Genomic DNA, 19,002 nt, shown 5'->3' with positions numbered 1-19,002 from the left:
GCCGTGCGCGCAGTGAGATACGAGGTGAACCATCCCGAGCAGTCCATCCAAACGCATCGCCCGCCTGGCCTCGGCGATCAGCACGCTCTCTGCGTCATAGACCGCATCCATCGCGGCGCGCACGGCTACATTCGCGGCGTCCAGTTCCTCTGCCGTTATCTCTGCGACGAGGATTCCTGAGCGGCAACGGATCTGAGCGCACGTTCGACTCTGCAACTCTTCGACAACAGACCGATGGACGGTCATCGCGCCCGGTGACGGCCCACTCGTCTGCCAGCCCAGCGGAGCCGGTAGGTGTTCACTTTCTGCATACCGCTGACGTCGGGGTGGCCGGTGGATCCATACTGTGATTCGTCGCGGTCGGCGAAGCCTGTTGTGCGCTCGCATGATCCGGCTTGCACGCCGGGGTCGGGATGAACGAACGGAGGTGCGGTCATGCCGTGCCAGGGTCCTCTCTCCGATGACGAAGTAACCGAAAACCCGGTACCGATCACTGATCTGCTGGAGCTGCATCCGTTCCAGGCCAAGTTGTACTCCCCACGTAGCCGGGCATCTCTGGTCGCGGCGGTGCTGGCGGCCGAAGCTGAGGGGCGAAGTCTGCGTGCGGCCGGGTCCCTGTACTCGCTGTCGCCCAACCATGTGGCCGAGGATCTGCTGGCCACCGTTTTCCTGCAACAGCATCTGTCGCAACCGTTTCCGCGTCCCCGCGGCCAACTGACCCCGCAGCGGTTGCTGGCCGGTGCGGACGAACTGGTGTTGTCGCGGATCTGCACGCGCCCCTCGGAAGAGCTTGTCGGCCGCCATTTCGTGTTCGTCGAAGCCGGTATCCAAATCAAGCAACTGCTCACCGATCTCAAACGATGTGGGTTGGCGCTGCCCACGATGGGCGCCGGGGGCGGTCAGACGTTGCTAGGGGCGCTGTCGACCGCGACTCACGGCGGCGACTTCGAGACCGCACCGTTGACCGAGTGGATCCGGGCGATCCTGCTGGTGGGCGGCGGCGGGCAGGAATGGTGGATCACCCCGTCGGTGACCGACTTTCCCGGCGAGCGGGTCCGCGAGCACCTCCCCGGTTGGTGCCCCGACACTCGTATCATCGCCGATGACGCCGTATTCGACACCGCCCGTGTCAGTGTCGGGCGACTCGGTGTCGTCTACGCGGTCATCCTGGAAGTCGTACCCGATTACGCGCTGTTCGAGATCAACCTCGAACACCAATGGCCCGCAATCCGCGCAACCCTGCAAAACAGCGACGTACGGCCAGGAGCCCCGACTGGCCTGTTCGATGCAGCGTTCACCGATCTCGCGGGCGGATACTTTGTGCACGCCTTCGAGGAACTCACGCGCCGCGCCGAACAGTTCATCCTCGACAACCCGGGACTCGCGCTCACCCCGACCTGGACCGTCGGCGACATTTTTCCTGAACTCGCCTCCCGCCAAGCGTGGATCGATCACCTCGGGTTGCATCGCATCGCCGAACGCCTCCACGGCAGCGCACCGACACCGTTGCGGCACCTCAATATCGGGGTGAACCTGTCTCGCCCGGACCAATGCTGGATCACCCGCCGCTGGGCGGTCCCCATCGGAACAGGACAAGCCAACCTGACCCCGCCACCACCGAGCGGTGTCGCCAAAGCCGTCATCGAGCATCCGCGAACACCCACCGCGATCCGGCAGGTCCTGTGGGACGAAATCAAAGGCGAATACTCCGATCTGGCGATCGCGCTCGGTCACGCGATCGGCTGCGACAACGCCGAAGAACTGGTCGACAACTTCCTGCCGCAAGTGCAACGCATCCTCGAATCCAGCACCACCAGTGGCGAAGCGATCGTTCTGGTCCTCTACCGGCTGGCCACCAACCCGGTACTCGGTCCGCAGGGCCGCCCGAAAGTCATCGCCGCGGTCTCCCAACTGCTGGCCAACAGCTTCAGCCCCGTCGTGCGTGTCGGGCACGCCTGCGACATGCTCGACACCCATAACTACGCCCTCGACGGCGCCCAGAGCGGCAACTCCGCGGAGTTCTTCTTCGACGCCCGCCTGAGCTACCAGTCGTTCATCGACGCCATCCTCGACCTCGCCCGCGCCCAACTCGCTACGGGGCGACCGGTATTCGGCTACATGGGGATCCGCTTCACACCCCGCTCCTCGGCGTTGATCGCCATGCAACAGTACGAGCTGAGCGTGTCGGTGGAGATCGCGACCGGCCGCGCCCGCCAAGACGACATCTACGCCCGATTCTGGGACGACGTGCACCGCACCGCCCAAGACTTCGGCGCGATCCCGCACTGGGGCCAGGAATTCCGGATCCCCGCCGACGACATCGCCGACCTGTACGGCACCAACTTCCGCACCTGGCGCACCACCGCGGCCACCATCACCGACAACCACCAACCCGACGCGTTCGCCACCCCGTTCACCCGATCCGTGCGGCTGGAGCCCTTGTCAGTCAAGGCGATTCGCGCCCGCATACGCACCCTCAACGAGCGCGCACGAGACCTACAGGCATCCGGGCACCAAAACGAATCCGCAGGCAGCGGCTACGACGCGGTCCACACAGCCACCGAGATCAACGGACTCGCCGCCCCACCCGCCGACCAGGCCGATATCGCCGGCAACCTCGTCTATATCGGCGCCTACCTACCCGCCGGAGACGAAGCCGTCGCAGCGACCGCCGCCGGAACGCAAATCCTTCGCGACCTCACCACCACATACCCCCACGACGCCAGCTACCTCGGCAGCCTGTCATGGGCGCTGCACAACCTCACCGCCCGCCACAACAGCGCCGGACACCCACACAACGCCGACGGAATCGGCACCGAAGCCGCCCAACTACCAACACAATTCGACATCACCGCCGCAACAGCAGGCGTCCGCGCCGACGTCGCCTCCAACCTCGTCTACATCGGCGCCTACCTGCCCACCGGAGACGAAGCCGTCACGGTCACTTCCGCTGGCACACAGGTGTATCGGGACTTGAATGCGTCTCACCCACAGAACGCCGACTACCTCGGCAGCCTGTCATGGGCGCTGCACAACCTCACCGCCCGCCACAACGGCGCTGGCCATCCTCACAACGCCGACGGGCTCGGCACCGAAGCCGCCCAACTCCCACCACGATTCAACACGACAGCCGCAACACCGAAGATCCGCGCCGACGTCGCCTCCAACCTCGTGTATATCGGCGCCTACCTCCCCACCGGTGAGGAAGCCACCGCCGTCACGACCGCCGGAGTACAGGTCTACCGCCATCTGAACACCCTCGCCCCCAACGACCCGACCTATCTAGGCAGCCTGTCGTGGGCGCTGCACAACCTCACCGCCCGCCACAACAGCGCCGGACACCCGCACGACGCCGACGGCCTGGGCACCGAAGCCGCCCAACTCCCACCACGATTCGACACGACGGCCGCAACACCGAAGATCCGCGCCGACGTCGCCTCCAACCTCGTGTATATCGGCGCCTACCTCCCAGCGGGAAACGAAGCGGTCACCGTCACCACCGCAGGAGTCCAGATCTATCGGCAACTGATCGCCACCTTTCCCGACAACGCGGACTACACGGGCAGCTTGTCGTGGGCGCTGCACAATCTGACCGCACGCCACAACTCCGCTGGCCACCCCCAAGACGCAGCAGGGTTGGGCACCGAAGCCGCCCAACTACCAACGACATTCGACCGCACCTCCGCAAGTCCGAAAATTCGCGCAGACGTCGCCTCCAACCTCGTCTACATCGGCGCCTACCTACCCGCCGGAGACGAAGCTGTCGCCGTCACCACCTGTGCCGTACAGGTCTACCAGCAACTAGTTACCGAATACCCCGACAACCCCGCATACCACGACAGCCTGTCCTGGGCCGACCTAAATCTCCACGACAGGAAAGCCGCCGCCACCCATCCCATCTGACTTCGAACAGCTCAAATAGCGCCGGCAACGACACACACCTGAGCCAGCCGAGTGTTCGAGGGCTTCCTCTTTTCTTGTACTCACTTGTCTGCCCGGCTCCGGCCCGCGGTCGTCTGGGTGGGTCCACCCACGTGTCGTTGATGTCCAGCCTTCGGGTTCGAGATCAGGAAGCACGCGCGCCCTACTCTCGGATTCCAACCGCCACAAGAGCTCCGCGCGCGGAAACCGTGCGGTCATGAACTCTCGTGCTGCGCCGCGTTTACGATCCAGGCGGCGATCTGGGTGCGGGAGGTGAATCCGAGTTTGCTCAGGATGTGTTCGACGTGGTGCTGTGCGGTGCGTTGCGAGAGCACCAGTTTCGCGGCGATCTGCTTGTTGGTGAGTCCTTGGGCGACAAGATCGGCGACCTGCCGTTCACGCTTGGTCAATTTCAGTCCTGCGGCGGGCGGCGTGACGGTTGGCGGTTCCTCCCCGAGGGCGTAGGCCACCGCAGCGTCCATTCCCATGGCCTGGCCGCGCCGGAAGGCCGCATCGAACCCGCGGTCACCGAGCGCGCGACGCACCGTGCGCTCGGATTCGTCGTGGTAGTGGGATAGCTCGGTGAAGAAAGTCGTGACACCTGAGGCGGAGCGCAACAGATGTTCCGCCGCACCCATCAGAATGGCCGCGCGCTTACCATTGTCGGCGGCGGCGGTCCAGGCCAGTCCCTCGAGGTCGAGTGCCGCGACGATAGGACTGCGCACGTGCCGGTTGACTCGTAGCGATTCCATTAGCAACTCTTGTGGGTGCGACGCCTCGTTTTGCTGCCATACGGTAATGCCGATGCTCCATAGCGTGGTCGACCGAAAGAGCGATTCGCCGCACGCTTCGGTGATGGAAAGTATCTGCTCGTGATATTCGGTCGCCCGCTTGGTATCTCGCGCGAGTGCGTGTGCCCAACCGAGCATGGACAACGCGGAGATATACAGATGTCCTCGCGTGTTCGATTCGAATACCGCGAGGGCAGGCTCGAGCGCGGTTACCGCCCGATCGAGTTCACCTCGATACAGTGCCAGGGCGCCCTCGGCGGACGCGGCCAGCGCTGTGGTTGTGGGAGCGGAGTCCTGTTCGGCAAGGGTGCGTGCCTGCTCCACGAGGTCGGCCGCGTACTGCAGGTCGCCCTGTACCGCCGCCATGATCGTGCTGGAATGCAGTGCTTTGACGCGATCGGGTATCGAGTGCGCGGCGGGGTGGGCGAGGACACGGTCGAGCCAGCGTCGGCCTTCACCAAACCGCCCCCGAAAGTTCCAGAACACAAACAACGCGGCGGCGGTGCGTAGCCCGGCCTCGGCCGACTCCGTGGTCCCGTCGGACACGCAGAACTCGAGCGCATCCCGCAGATTCGGTTGTTCGCGCTCGAGCCGAGCGAGCCAGTCGAGTTGTCGGTCGCTGATCCACCCGGCCTCCGCATCCGTGGCCAATCGCTGGTACCAGTCGCGGTGTCGTCGACGCAGATCCCGGTCTTCGCCGGTTTCTTGCAGCTTCTCCCGCCCGTAGTCGCGCATGATCTCGAGCATCCGGAAGCGCACGACGCCATCGGGTTCCTCTCGGTTCACGACCGACTTGTCCACCAGGGAGGACAGTGCATCGAGCAGATTCTCCGGCGCCAGGTCGGCACCGCATACCTGCTCGGCGGCATCGAGCTCGAAGCCGCCGGCGAACACCGATAACCGGGCCCACATCCGCTGCTCGACCGGCGTGCACAACTCATAGCTCCAGTCGATACACCACCGCAGCGTCTGTTGCCGCGCCGGCGCGGTGCGACTACTGCGAGTGAGCAGCGCGTACCGGTCGGTGAGCCGCTGCAGGATCTGATCGGGTGACATGGCGCGCATCCGCGCCGCCGCGAGTTCGATCGCCAGCGGCAACCCGTCCAGCCGGGAACAAATACCCGCCACAGGCGCTCTATTGTTGTCGGAGAGTTCGAAGCCCGGCACCACTGCTGCGGCGCGGTCGGCGAACAAAGTCACAGCGTCGTACTTGGGCAGTTCCCGCAGTGTCGGCTCACCGTCGGGGTCCGGAACGGTCAGTGGCAACACCCGCACCATTACTTCCCCGGCGATGTCCAGCGGCTCGCGGCTGGTGACGAGAATCCGCAGACTCGAACAAGCCACCAACAATTTCTCCACCAGGTTCGCCACTGGCTCTACCACCTGCTCGCAGTTGTCCAGAACGAGCAACGTTTTCTGGGACTGCAGGAACTGGACCAGCACTTCCTGCATCGGTCGGGCCGAATCGTCCCGCAGTCCGAGGGTGGCCGCGATGACGTCGACCAGCAATGGGTCGCGCACGTCGGCCAGCTCGATTACCCACACCCCATCGGCGAAATCGCGCCGAGCATGCCCCGCCGCCCGCAGCGCCAGCCGGGTCTTACCGACACCACCGATCCCGGTCAACGTCACCAACCGGGAGGTGGACAACAGATTCCTCACCTCCGACGTCTCGGTGCGGCGGTCGACGAAACTGGTCAGCTCGAGCGGCAGATCGCCGGTGTTGCCGCGACCTCCCGCCCTCGGCGACGGGGCCGATACCCGCATCGGTGACAGGTGGTCCAGCAGCCCGCGGGCCGGTGTCACGTGCAGCGCCATCTCACCGACCGGGTATCCGTGGCGCAGCTGTACCTGCCCGATGGCCTCGCCCACCGCGGCCGCCGACGGCCGCTGCCGCGGGTCCCGGCTCATCGCCGATTCCACCACGGCCGACACGTCATCGGGAATGCCGCTTTCCCGCAGATCCGGCACCGGCTGGCTGGTGATCCGCAGGAACTGAGCCACCACCTGCTCACCGCTGCCGCGTTCGAACGCGGCATGCCCGGTGAGCGCGGCGAACAGGGTCGCACCCAGCCCGTAGACATCAGCGGCCGGTGTGGGGGTATCGCCGTCGAGTGCCTCGGGTGCGGTGAATGCCGGGGACCCGGTCAGGGTGCCCGCACTCGTCTGGAATGCGTCGGCGATACGCGCGATACCGAAATCGGTCAACGCCGGCTCGCCATAATCGGTGAGCAGAATATTTCCCGGCTTCACATCGCGATGCACAATTCCGAACTGGTGCGCGTTCTCGAGCGCACCAGCGATCCTCACCCCGATCCACAACACGGTCTCCACCGGCAACGGGCCCTGCCGGCGGATCCACGCATCCAGCGAATCCAACGGGTAATACGGCATCACCAGATACGGCCGCCCACTCGCGGTGACACCCACCTGCAGCACAGGCACGATGTTCGGATGCCCGGTCAGCCGGCCCATCGCCCGCTGCTCGCGCAAGAACCGCGCCTGGTTGTCCTCGTCCAGCTCGGCGGTCAGCACCTTCACCGCCACCGTGCGATCCAACACCACCTGCCTGCAGCGATACACCGCACCAAAACCACCGTGCCCGACCTCTTCGGCGTCCTCGAACCCGGACACACTCAAATCAGCCGTGACGGGTGTCATCACATCGCGGCGGGTCCGGAGCGGATCATCAGCTGTCATCAGCGGCAGGCAATCCACTCGGCATATACGCGAGCACCGGGCACCATGCGCTCACCTTTCGCTAATGCCCAGCGTATCCCCAACGAAGGTGAACGGTCCGCCCGTCCGCATCGACTACGCGATAATCCCGTTGAGCGGCTAGGAAGGACCCCTCTGTAACTAAGCCCGACCGGACCAACCTTGACCTCGAATTTGCCGTGGAAGTCGTCGCTGTCGCGGGATGTGATAGCGGCGCCAGGATCTTCGAGGGCATGCCCTCGCTTCGACTTGCAGCCCGAGGCCCCACTGCACGTAGTACTGCCCCATCCATTGCGGGTTGATTTGCGCTGGGCAACCGTGCGGATCTGCTGCCGTCGATCCTGTGTGCGGTGCGGTCATCTCGATGGGACCGGGTCGCTCCTCCGGGATCGCCGGAGGAGCAACTGACTGCGTTTTCCCTATGAGCACTACATCTGCGCCCAAACGATCTTGGTCTGCAGGTAGGTTTCCAGGCCCGCCTTGCCGGACTCGTAGCCCCACCCGGACTGCTTGTATCCGCCGAAGGGCATGGAGTGGTCGAAGACCATCTGGCAGTTCAGCGACACGGTGCCGGCTTGCAGTTCTTTGGCCAGCCGGTGTGCGCGGCCGAGGTCCTTGGTCCACACGGTGGCGGCCAGACCGTAGGTGCTGTCGTTGGCCAGCGCCATCGCCTCTTCCTCGGTGTCGAACGGCAGGATGGTGACCACGGGACCGAAGATCTCCTCCTGGAACAGGCGGCTGGTGGCGGGATCGACGTTGGTGACCACAGTAGGGTGCACGAAATAGCCGCGTCGATCCAGACGCTGTCCGCCGGTGATGATCTCGACGCCGTCGGACTTGCCCTGGTCGATGTAGCCCATGACGCGGGTGAGCTGTTTGGCGCTGATCAGCGGGCCGATCATGCTGCCCTCTTCCTTCGGCCCGCCCAGTTTGAGGTTGTTCGCGATGTTCGCGATGCCTTCCACGACCTGTTCGTAGACGCCGCGCTGGACGATAATGCGCGAGCCGCATACACACGCTTGGCCGGAGTGCACGAAGGTGCCGAATCCGGCCATGGTGATGGCCATGTTCAGGTCGGCGTCGTCGAAGATCACCACCGGCGACTTGCCGCCGAGCTCGAGGGTGACCTTGTTGAGGTTGCTCAACGCCGACGCCTTCACGATCTCCCGGCCGACTTCGGTGGAGCCGGTGAAGGCGACCTTGTCCACGTCCGGGTGGGCGGTGATCGCCGCGCCGGTCGTGTGCCCGTAGCCGGTGATCAGGTTGACCACACCGTCGGGCACGCCGGCCTCGGCCAGGATTCTGTCCAGCACCAGCGCCGAGAGCGGGGTCTCCTCGGCGGGTTTGACGACACTGCTGCACCCGGCCGCGAGCGAGGGCGCGAGCTTGGCGCAGTAGTTGAAGACCGGGCCGTTCCACGGGAAGATCAGCCCCATAACGGGGTAGGGCTCTTTGAGGGTGTAGGCGTGCTGATGGGATTCCACACCGGTGAGCCCGCCCGTGTTCACGTCGTGGGCGATGCCGTCGATCTTGGTGCACCAGCCCGCGTAGTAGCGGAACCATTCCGAACCTACGGCCACGATGACCTCGGCCTGATTCTGCGGGATACCGGCGTTGAGTGATTCGAGTTCGGCCAGGACGGTGGCGTTCTCGTCGATCAGGTCCGCGATACGCCAGAGCACCTTGGCCTTCTGGCTGCCCGCCAGGTTCTTCCATACCCCCGACTCGGACGCGGCCTTCGCCTGGGCCACGGCGGTATCCACGGCCTCGGCTCCGCCGTCGGTGAACTCGGTGATCTGCTCCTCGGTGACCGGATCGATGATCGGAATCACCTCACCGGTTCCGGGGCGTTCACGGATCTCGTCCAACACTGACTGCACTGTCATGGGTATCGCTCCTCGCGCGTCTACGACTTGTTCGATCGGGATGGCCTGGCCTCATCAACCGTCCGTCACCGTAGATTAAGCGCTTAACCACCCCTTGTCCAGGGCCTTCATCGAGCATCGGTAGGTGGCCCTGCCGCAAGAGTTACCGGTGGGCGATGTTCGACGGAGTATGCGGTCTAGGTCGAGGCGCGGACGACGAGCCGGGCGATCTCGGTTGGCTCAGGAGCCGATGGAACCGGATACCCCAGTTCGGTGAGTACTGCCGCGATCGCGACGGTGGCGAGCGCGGTCGGATCGAACTCCACGGTGGTCAAGGGAGGTGAACTGAACGCTCCCATGGGGTTGGCGTCTACGCCGATGACGGCGAGGTCCTCGGGGCAGCGGAGTCCGGCTTCGCGGATGCCGAACAGCACCAGGCCCGCGATCTCGTCGCTCTGCGCGCACACCGCGGTCACCCCTTCGCGCACCCACCCGGCCACCACAGCCGCGACATTATCCGGAGTGACCTCACCCACGCTGATCGACGGCAGATCGTGCAGGCGAGCCGCCCGAGCGACACCCTCGAACCAATAGTCGCCAAGGGCACGCCATTTCGCGATCCCGGTATAGGCGAACGCGATCCTGTGGTGCCCACGCGAGACCAGATGCCCGACCCGCAACGTGCCGACCGACAGCAGCGGATCCCCGAGCGCGGGCAGCAGCCCGATCTCGATATGCGGCACCTTCGCCGCTCCCACCGCCGCGCGTACGCGGCTGCTCAGCGGAAACATGCTGACGACCGCTGTCGGATCGAGATTGCCGATGGCATCGACGACCTGCTGATCGTCCTCGGTCTCGAAGATCTGCACCTGCAACAAACCGTGGCGGGCGAGTTCGGTGGTCATCCGGTTACCGGCCTCGATCGGCATGTCACCGACCGCCACCCGCGGCACCACGTACAGCACCACACCACCCTTACCGCGAGCCAGATTCCGCGCGGCGACATTCGGCCGATACCCCAACTGTTCGGCAGCGGCGTAGACCGCTTCCCGGGTTCGCGCCGAAATCCGGGAACCCTCGGCATTGTTCAGGACATAGCTGACCGTCGCGGTCGAAACCTTCGCCAGCCGCGCCACATCGGCATTCGTAGGCCGCGCGACCCTGTCCTCGACGCTCGACGCGTCACCCTCACGAGCGACCATGGCCTCATAATGGCACGCCGCGCCCACCACACCCGGTCACCATCCCTGTGGGCGGCCCCCATCACGGTGCTTGAAGAACTCCGCGGCGCGGCGGATCGAATTCTCCACCGGCTCGGGCTTCCAGCCGAGTTCACGCTCGGCCTTGCCGTGGTCCAGCGGCGACATCAACTCGGCCATGCGCAGCCCGACTGTGGCGAATGGGAGGTCGCGGTTCACCAAATGGGCGGCGAGGTCGTTGCCGCGGGCAGCGAGGTAGAGCAGTCGCAGGGGTAGGCCGACGCGCGGTGCGCGGACGCCCGCGGCATCAGCGGCGATCTCGTGGACCTCGCGGCAGCTCATGTAGCGGTCGGAAATGATGTACCGCTCGCCGGGGCGGCCGTGGGCGCCCCCGAGGACCATTGCACGCGCGGCGTCCTCGATACCGACTACCTCTGAGGAGAAGTCGAAGTAGAAGGGGAACCGTCCGGCGGCGACCCGGGCGATCACCGAACCGTGCGGTGTCGGCGCCCAGTCACCGGGGCCATAGGTCGTGGAGATGCACATCGCCACGGCCGGGAGGGACATCTCCCGGACGTAGCGCTGCACGAGGTCCTCGGCCGCGACCCTGGTCGCGATGTACGGACCGCCGTCGTCCCAATTGTGTGGATCGGTCTCGGTGACCGGGCGATGGTTGCTGATGGCCAGCGTTCCGGTGGTACTGGTGAAGACGAATCTGTCCGGTCCAGCCGCGACGGCGGCGTCCAGCACATGCCGCAAACCCTCGACATTGGTGCGGACCAGGGGCGCCGGATCGCGCAACCACATCCGTGCGTCCACGACACAGTAGTAGACGACGTCACATCCGTTCATCGCCGAGCACAGCGCGCTGTCGTCGAAGATGTCGCCGTACACGCGTTCGACATCGAGGTCGTCGATCCCCCGTGTCGAACTGGTGGGGCGCAGCATCACCCGCACGTCCGCACCGTCGGCCGCCAACCGACGGGTCACGTGGCTTCCTAAGAACCCGCTGGCCCCGATAACCAGCTTCTTGGACTGTGTCATAGCCGCCTACATACCTACTTCAGCATGCTGCCCGCGTCGATCGGCAAAGGTACGCCGGTCACATAGCGAGATTCGTCCGATGCCAGGTAGAGCACCGCATTGCTGATGTCGATCGGCTCCACCCACGGCACCGGCAGGGTGTGGAACATCTGGCAGATCGGCTCGAGATCCTTCGGCCCCGGGTTCTCCAGGTCGGGGCGGAACAGCTTGAAAGTTCCCTCGTTCAAGAGCATCGGCGTGTTCACGTGCGTGGGATGCACCGAATTGACCCGTATTGAATGCTGCCCCAACTCGACGGCGAAGGTTCGCATGAGGCCGACCACACCGTGCTTGGCCGCGACGTAGTGCCCGACCTGCGGGTACGCCTTGAGACCGCCGACCGAGCTGGTGAGGATGATCGAGCCGCCACGGCCGGCCGCGATCATATGCGGCACAGCAGCTTTCACGCTCTTCCACACCCCGCCGAGGTTCACTCCGATCATGTCCTCCCAGAGGTCTTCCTCGAGATCGACCAGCTGACCACCTTCGTTGGCGAGGCCCGCGTTCGCGACGATGATGTCCAGTCGGCCCAACTGCTCGACGCCACTATCCACCGCCGCCTTCATCGCCGCGTAGTCACGCACGTCGACCTCGGCAGTGACGACGCGCCGGCCTTCGGCCTTGACGAGATCGGCGGTGGTCGCCAGATCTTCCGACGTCGGCATCGGAAAGGGCACCCTGTCCAGCTGTTTGCACACGTCGATGGCAATGATGTCGGCGCCCTCCTGCGCCAGCCGCACGGCGTGGCTGCGACCCTGGCCGCGCGCAGCGCCGGTGATGAATGCAACCTTTCCTTCGACCCGTCCAGTCATGGCTACCTCTATTCGTTGTCGTGATTCGTTGTCTTCAGGAAGTGCGGGTGGGTTCAGGAAGTGAAGGCGGGCAACGTCTCCCACCCTCGGACGGTCGATGTGGGCGAGAGCTTGGTATTGGCCATGTCGACCTCCCACTCGGGGAACCGCGCCAGGATCTCCTCCAGCGCGATGCGCCCTTCCAACCGAGCCAGCGCCGACCCCAGGCAGTAGTGCGTGCCCACGCTGAAGGTCAGGTGTTGGCGGGTATCCCGATGGATGTCGAAAACATCGCCATCCGGCGCGAATTGCCGGTGGTCGCGATTCGCTGCCCCGATGAGCATCATCATGACGCTGCCCTCCGGAACCGTCCGGCCGTGCAGTTCGACATCCCGGGTTACATAACGCGCGACGTGTGGTGCGGGTGGTTCGAACCGGAGTAATTCCTCGACCGCGTTCGGAATGAGCTGCGGATTCTCGACCAGCTCGCGCCGTTGGTCGGGATGTTCGGCGAGCACCTTGCCCGCCCAGCCGATCAGCCTGGTCGTGGTCTCGTTACCGGCACCGGCTACTACGTTGACGTAGATCAGCAACTCGTCGCGGGTCAGTCGCCGCACGGTTCCGGTCTCGTCCTCGAATTGCACATTGAGCAGTTCGGTCATGATGTCGTCGGACGGGTGCTCCGCACGCCAATCGATATACGCGGCAAAGATTTCGCCGGTGGCAAGCCCCTCCGAGGCGGCCTTCATCGGCTGGCCTTCCTCGGTCCGCATCTGGTCGTTCGCGAAGTCTCGGATGGCTTCCTGGTCCTGCTCGGGAATGCCGAGCAGCATGCCGATCGTGCGCATCGGCATCTGCGCGCCGATGTCGGCGATGAAATCCAGCCGGCCGGTGCCGACCAACGGATCGAGGCTGCGGACGCAGAACTGACGAATCTTGTCCTCGAGTTCCCGGATCTTGCGCGGAGTGAACATGCGGGACAGGAGCTTGCGGTGGATGTCGTGGACCGGTGGATCCTCGAAGATCAGAATCCCCGGCGGCATCTCGATTCCAGCCTTGATCAGCTCGAGGATGGCCCCGCGTGCGGAGCTGTAGGTGAGCGTGTCGAGCAGTCCCGCATTCACGTCTGCCCACCGGCTGATCGCGTAGAAGTCGTGCTGCTCGTTGTAATAGAGGGGCATTGCTTCGCGGAGCCGCTTGAACATCGGGTAGGGATCAGCATTGAGTTGGACATCGTATGGGTCGTAGTAGATGTCTCTGATTGCACTGGTGGTCACGGAGATTCACCTCTCCTTCTCGAATTCCGACATTGCATTTCTTGTTGGATGGCCGACGGCCTATGGGAGCTCGACCTTGCTGGCCAGCCAGTGACCGTCGACGCGGTCCATGGTCATCAGGACGCGGTTGCGGTCGACGCGGGGCGTCGGGTTCGTCACGTTCGTGATCTCGAGGTCGACGAACAGCATGATCACGGCCTGGTTGTCCGAGGCCGACTGCACACTCGCGGCGACGACGTGCCCCTTGCTGACCGACTTGGCCTGCACCAGCATCGGCTTGAGCTGTTCGGCCGACTGGCTGTACATGGTCTTGAATTCCCCGGTAGCCCCGGTCAGCACGGTCGCGATATCGCTGTCGATATGCGATGAGTCGATACTGGTCAGGGCCACCGCGTAGTCCCGAGCGGCCGCCAACGCCGCCATGCCCGCGGCTTGGCGATCGTTGCGGGTCTCGAGTTTCCAGCCGAACACCGCCGCGAGCACGACCGACACCACTACGAGCAGCATCAGGATCCCTGTCAGCGGCCGTGGCAACCACCGGCGCCACGACCGCCCGGATTTCCCGGCGTCCTCGGCGGCATCGGACACTTGCGCACCGGCGGTCGGCGACGCCGAAGCGTCGCCGCTCACCCCATCGGCATTCGCGGCCGACACCTGGTCGACCTGGTCCGCATCTTCGGCATCGGACCAGACCGAATCGTCGAGCTTTTCCGCTACCATCACCGAACTTTTGTTCATCCTTGTCTCCTATTCACGATCTCGTGCGTACTCGCGCCGGTGCCGCTACCCCCCGGGCACGAACGGGCCGCCGTAGTTCTGCGGAATGGTGTAGGGCCCGGTCGGGGTCGGATCCGCGCGCTGCAGCGGATCCACTCCGGGCGGAATGGTCGCCGTGTTGTCGCCCGGCGGCCGCGGCGCGTTCGCCGCGCCGCGCGGCAGGACCGACGGATCGGGATTGGTGCACCGCGCGTGCAGATACGGCTCCGGGAAATCCGGAATGGAACCCGCGTCACGCGGCAGGTCGTAGTCGCACGAGTACCGCGGGTAGGGATTCACCATGGCCCAGACGCCGCCATCGTGCATGGCGGAGGTGATGGCATCGAGCGCCGAGCCGGTGCGCTGCTGCGGGAAGAAGAATTCCCGCAGCGCCGGCACGTGCAGGTAGGCCATCTGTGATGTGGTGGTCAGGTTGCCGAGCAGCTGCACCATGGTCGGCGAGTTGTCGGCGATGATCTTGTCCAGCGCGGTCAGCGCACCCGGTGCGTTGTCGACCAGGGTCTCGTAACCGCCGGTCATCGATCCGACACCCGCCATCGTCTGTGACAGGTTCGCGGCGGTCGCCTGCAACCCTGGAGCGACGTCCCCCAGTGTGACGAGCACCGCCCTACTATTGTGCAGCAGCGAAACCGTCTGCGGCAGAACCGAATCCAGTGTCGAAAGCAGAAACATGCCGCCGTCGACGATGGCGGCCAGTTTCTCGGGAGCTGCCGAACTCGCGCCGAGTTCGTGCATCATGGCCTCGATGTCGGCCGGATCCAGCTGCACCAACGTGCCGCTCATGCTGGCGAGCATGGTGGCCAGAGTGACCGGAGTGGAAGTGTGGTCCTGGCTGACGACGTCGCCGTCGGCCAAATAGGGCCCGCTTTCGGTGGAGGGCAGGAAGTCCAGGAACTGTTCGCCGGCCGCCGACAGCGAGGCGACCCGCACGTCCCCTCCCACCGGGATCCGCACGCCGGACCGGATGGTAGCGACGGCGATGACCTTGTCGGCGTCCACGGCGACCGACCGAACGCTCCCCACCCGGACGCCGCGCAGTGTGACGTCCTGATTGGGCAGCAGACCGCCCGATTGCGTCAATTCGATCCGCACCTGGTACTGCGAACGGAACGGATCGAGCTGCAACGAGCCCAACAGCAGGTATCCGACCCCCACGAGCAGTACCAGCAGCAGGCTGAGGCAAGAGGTCAGCAGGCGGCGGCGCGACAGTCCCCGCACCGTGGCCACCAACGCCCGCGCGGGTGGCTCCAGCATTACGTTTCGAATGACAGCTGTGTTCATCGCCCAGGCTCGACTCTGTTTTTCAAGCGATTGAGGGTGTATTCCAGCGATCCGACAAAATTGACCCAATCCGTAGCGTCCGGCAGTCTGGCGCCGGAATCTGCGGGGGTATGCGGATCCGGCAGCGCGCCGATTGCGAGCCGGACAATGTCGGCATTCACGTGCGCCGACGACGCACTCGTCACCTTCATGATGAGCGGAAAGATCCCGAGGAGTGCGTTGAGATTCGAATCGGGATTGTTCGCCGAGGCGTTCGTGCCGTCGGCAAGCTTATTGACCGCTTCCATCAGGCTGCGATCGTTCGTGCCGTTCACCGACGGGAATCGGGCAATCTGCTGAGTAATCCGGTTCACTTGCCCGATCAAATCGACCATGCTGCTGGTGTTGTCGCCGATGACTTGCAGGGCCGGTCCGGCCGCGGCAAGAGCGTCGCTGACATCGGCGTGCCGCGCTGCCATCGTCGCGCTCAGATCGCCGGTCGCCGCAAGGATTTCGCGGATCCGGTCGGACCGGGCCGCGAGGTTGTTCACCAATTGCTTGGTCTGCTCGATCATCTCGGCCAGCCGGTCACCGCGCCCGCCCACGGCCGCGCCGAGGCTGTTGGCCAGGCTTGTGAAGTTCTCGATGGCACCACCGTTGACGAATAACGCGGCCCTGGTCAGTACTTCCTCGATGGTGGCCGCTGCCGAGGTCGACTCCAGCGGAATGCGCGCGCCGTCGCCCAGATCGGGAGCCGCGGGATCCGGATGGGCCGGCGGGGTCAGTGCGACGAAGACGTCACCCATCGGTGTGGCCGAACGCAATTCAGCGGTGGTCCCCATGGGCAGCCGCACAACGGATTTGATCCGCATCATCACCACGGCCGTGTAGTTCTGGGACTGCATCGACTCGACCTCACCGATATCGGCGCCGTTGAGCCGGACCTTCGCTTTGGCAGGCAGGTTGAGCGCGTTGGCGAAGGTGGCCGTCAATGAATAGCTGTCGCCGCCGATACCCGGCGCCGGCAATGGGAGCTTGTCCAGGCTCACCGAACATGCGGTAGCAGAACAGGCAGCAGTCGATACAGCCACCGCAGCAGTGATGCGGAGGAGGCGATGTCGCGAGCCGAATTTTTTCATGTTCCCGTCATTCCTGCTATTTCGCCGGCATTCCCGCGATTGCCGCGAGTATCTGGCCGACACCGAAATCGGGTCCCATATCCCGTGCGGTTCCGGTCGCACAGCCGAGATCCTTGAGACCCAACAGATTGCACACCGATTTGAGCATCTGGCCGTCCAGGAGGAACCTGTTCAGGTCGACGGTGGCGCGCAGTGCGCCGATATTCTGGTCGATGGCGTTGTACGCATTGTCCGTTACCAGCGGGAAGACATCGAGAAATTCGGCCAGATTGTCGTTGTAGTCGGCCATAGATTTAGTGATGGTGTTCGAATTCGAAGCCAGCGCCCGCAGATTGCCTTGATTACGCTGCAGGAGATCGGTCAATTGGATGATGATCTGATTCAGTTGGGCTCCGGTATCCCCCGCTCCCAGATTCAAGTCGGCGAGGATGTCGCTCAGGGTCCGCACACCAGAACCGAATCCTCGCAGTGCCTGATCGTTGCGGGCGGCGGCCGCGGTCAAGGCGTCGAGATTTTGGACGACCTTGGTCACCGCGGCACGGGTCGCGGCCCCGTCGTCCGGGCCGAGTTGCATGGCGCGCGACAGTTCACTCATCGCATCGCGCAGGTCGTTCCCATTGCCTGCCACGATCTGTGAGCCGATGTCGAGCAGGCCGCCAACCGGTCCCTGGCCCTTGCCGTCCCCACCCAGCGAAGTGGACAGCTTGTCGGCCATCGACAGCAGGCTGTCGAATTCCACCGGTGTTCTGGTGCGGTCGGTGGTCAGGACAGTGTGGTCGGCCAGCACGGGGCCGCCGCGATACACCGGAGTCAATTCCACATGCCGGTCGGTCAGGACCGAATCCGATACGACGACCGCCTGGGCGTCCGCCGGAATCTCGACCCACTTGTCGATTTCGATGGTGACGTCGACGTGCGTCGCCCGCGCCTGAATGTCGACGACCTTGCCGACCCGCATGCCGAGCACCGAGACGGCATTGCCGTTGTACAAGCCGTTCGCATTCGCGAACTGTGCGACGATCGTGATCGACGTATCGGTCAGCCCGCCGATCGGGCCACTGGAACATCCCGCGAGGACGGCGCCGATGAGAGCGACTACCGCCAGCTTCACTCCTCGGATCACGCTGTTCATTTGCAGTCCTCGAAGTACGGCGGCCGGTTGACTTGTTTCGCATATTCGCTCAGTGCGCACATGAACGAATCGATGAAGGCGCCGTCGGTCGCGTTGCCCACCATTTCTTGACCGGTACCGGTGGCATTCGCGAACAACCGCCACGGCACCGGCAGGACTTGCAGGATGTTGCGCAGCAGGTCGTCGTGGCCGGCGATCATTCCCGTCATCTGCGTCAGATTGGTGAGCATTTGCTGGATTTCCGGCGCGTCGTCCACCGCAATGGGCTTCAACTGATGGACCAGCGTGGTGGCGGCCCTCAACAACCCTTCGATGGCCTGCTGCCGAGAAATGATCTGCTGCAGCACGTTCCGGCCCTGACCGACCATCGCCCCCAGTTCTGCCTGCTGATCGTGAAGCACGGTGATCACCTGATCGGTACTGCTCAGCAGCGAGCCGAGCTGGGTGCGCCGATCGGCGATCACGACGGCGAGAGACCTGATATTCCGTAGGACGTCAGGCATCAAAGCCGGCGTACCGCGCAATTGCTCGGTCAAGGCGTTCATTGTCTGCGCGACCCGATCGGCGTCGATGCTGCTGAAGGTCGTGGTGGCGTTCTGCAGCGCGGTTTGCAGGTCGTAGGGCACTTCGGTATGAGACAGCGCGATCGAATTACCGGGTAGGTGCCCCGACCCGGCGGGACGGAGTTCGATGTAGCGCGACCCCAACATCGTCGTCAGTTTGATGGCAGCTCCGGTATCGGATCCCAGCGGCAGGCCACGCTGCAGCTTCATGGTTACCACCACGTGGTCCCCGGCCAGCCTGGTCCCGGTGACGGTACCGACCTGGATACCGGCAAGGGTCACCCCATCGCCGGAGCTGACACCGGCCGCCTGTGCGAAATCCGCCCGATAGGTCTCCTCGCCGAGGTGCAGCGAATTCACGAATACCGTCAGCCCGACGACAGCCGCGACAACGGTGACCGCGACCAGGCCGATCCGGAGTTTGCTGTGGTCCTCCAGTGGGCGGCTGCGCATCCGCTGCCACACTGTTTTCAGTCGTCTCATCAT

Annotated in this window: 12 protein-coding genes; 1 reads left to right on the top strand and 11 read right to left on the bottom strand. The window is 64.6% G+C overall.

Annotated elements, in window-relative coordinates:
* The first annotated feature begins 435 nt into the window (after positions 1-435).
* Positions 436-3,903 carry a D-arabinono-1,4-lactone oxidase gene (locus tag OG874_RS43520; protein WP_330252847.1) on the top strand — a complete coding sequence of 1,156 codons (3,468 nt, stop codon included), beginning with the start codon at positions 436-438 and terminating at the stop codon, positions 3,901-3,903.
* Positions 3,904-4,136: 233 nt separating this feature from the next.
* Here OG874_RS43520 and OG874_RS43515 read toward each other — a convergent pair whose 3' ends face one another.
* The 11 genes from OG874_RS43515 to OG874_RS43465 all read right to left on the bottom strand — a co-directional run bounded on the left by OG874_RS43515 (position 4,137) and on the right by OG874_RS43465 (position 19,002).
* Positions 4,137-7,412 carry a protein kinase domain-containing protein gene (locus OG874_RS43515; RefSeq protein ID WP_330252846.1) on the bottom strand — a complete coding sequence of 1,092 codons (3,276 nt, stop codon included), beginning with the start codon at positions 7,410-7,412 and terminating at the stop codon, positions 4,137-4,139.
* A 446-nt stretch (positions 7,413-7,858) separates the two neighbouring features.
* The gene (locus OG874_RS43510; RefSeq protein WP_330252845.1) at positions 7,859-9,316 is read right to left on the bottom strand and encodes an aldehyde dehydrogenase family protein; all 1,458 of its coding nucleotides are present in this window, start codon (positions 9,314-9,316) and stop codon (positions 7,859-7,861) included.
* A 176-nt stretch (positions 9,317-9,492) separates the two neighbouring features.
* A complete protein-coding gene (locus OG874_RS43505; protein ID WP_330252844.1) occupies positions 9,493-10,497 on the bottom strand; it encodes a LacI family DNA-binding transcriptional regulator in 1,005 nt (334 codons plus the stop codon).
* Between the two features lie 36 nt (positions 10,498-10,533).
* The gene (locus OG874_RS43500; RefSeq protein WP_330252843.1) at positions 10,534-11,538 is read right to left on the bottom strand and encodes an NAD-dependent epimerase/dehydratase family protein; all 1,005 of its coding nucleotides are present in this window, start codon (positions 11,536-11,538) and stop codon (positions 10,534-10,536) included.
* Positions 11,539-11,552: 14 nt separating this feature from the next.
* A complete protein-coding gene (locus tag OG874_RS43495; RefSeq protein WP_330257665.1) occupies positions 11,553-12,389 on the bottom strand; it encodes a mycofactocin-coupled SDR family oxidoreductase in 837 nt (278 codons plus the stop codon).
* Positions 12,390-12,442: 53 nt separating this feature from the next.
* Positions 12,443-13,573, bottom strand: a complete 1,131-nt coding sequence (locus OG874_RS43490) for a cytochrome P450 (RefSeq protein ID WP_442943483.1) — start codon at positions 13,571-13,573, stop codon at positions 12,443-12,445.
* A 132-nt stretch (positions 13,574-13,705) separates the two neighbouring features.
* Positions 13,706-14,383 (bottom strand): hypothetical protein, encoded by a 678-nt coding sequence (locus tag OG874_RS43485; protein ID WP_330252841.1) that lies wholly within the window; start codon positions 14,381-14,383, stop codon positions 13,706-13,708.
* A 45-nt stretch (positions 14,384-14,428) separates the two neighbouring features.
* Entirely contained in the window at positions 14,429-15,676 is a 1,248-nt protein-coding gene (locus OG874_RS43480; protein ID WP_330252840.1) for an MlaD family protein, read from the bottom strand.
* Between the two features lie 23 nt (positions 15,677-15,699).
* The gene (locus tag OG874_RS43475; protein WP_442943238.1) at positions 15,700-16,821 is read right to left on the bottom strand and encodes an MCE family protein; all 1,122 of its coding nucleotides are present in this window, start codon (positions 16,819-16,821) and stop codon (positions 15,700-15,702) included.
* Between the two features lie 16 nt (positions 16,822-16,837).
* Positions 16,838-17,953, bottom strand: coding sequence for an MCE family protein (locus OG874_RS43470; protein WP_330252838.1), 1,116 nt, complete (start codon positions 17,951-17,953; stop codon positions 16,838-16,840).
* Complete coding sequence (locus tag OG874_RS43465; RefSeq protein WP_330252837.1) at positions 17,950-19,002, bottom strand: MCE family protein; 1,053 nt, start codon at positions 19,000-19,002, stop codon at positions 17,950-17,952. The genes OG874_RS43470 and OG874_RS43465 overlap by 4 nt, the downstream gene beginning before the upstream one ends.

The organism is Nocardia sp. NBC_00565, assembly GCF_036345915.1.
In the GTDB taxonomy this organism is placed as follows: domain Bacteria; phylum Actinomycetota; class Actinomycetes; order Mycobacteriales; family Mycobacteriaceae; genus Nocardia.
This window is presented reverse-complemented; position numbering and strand designations above follow the sequence as displayed.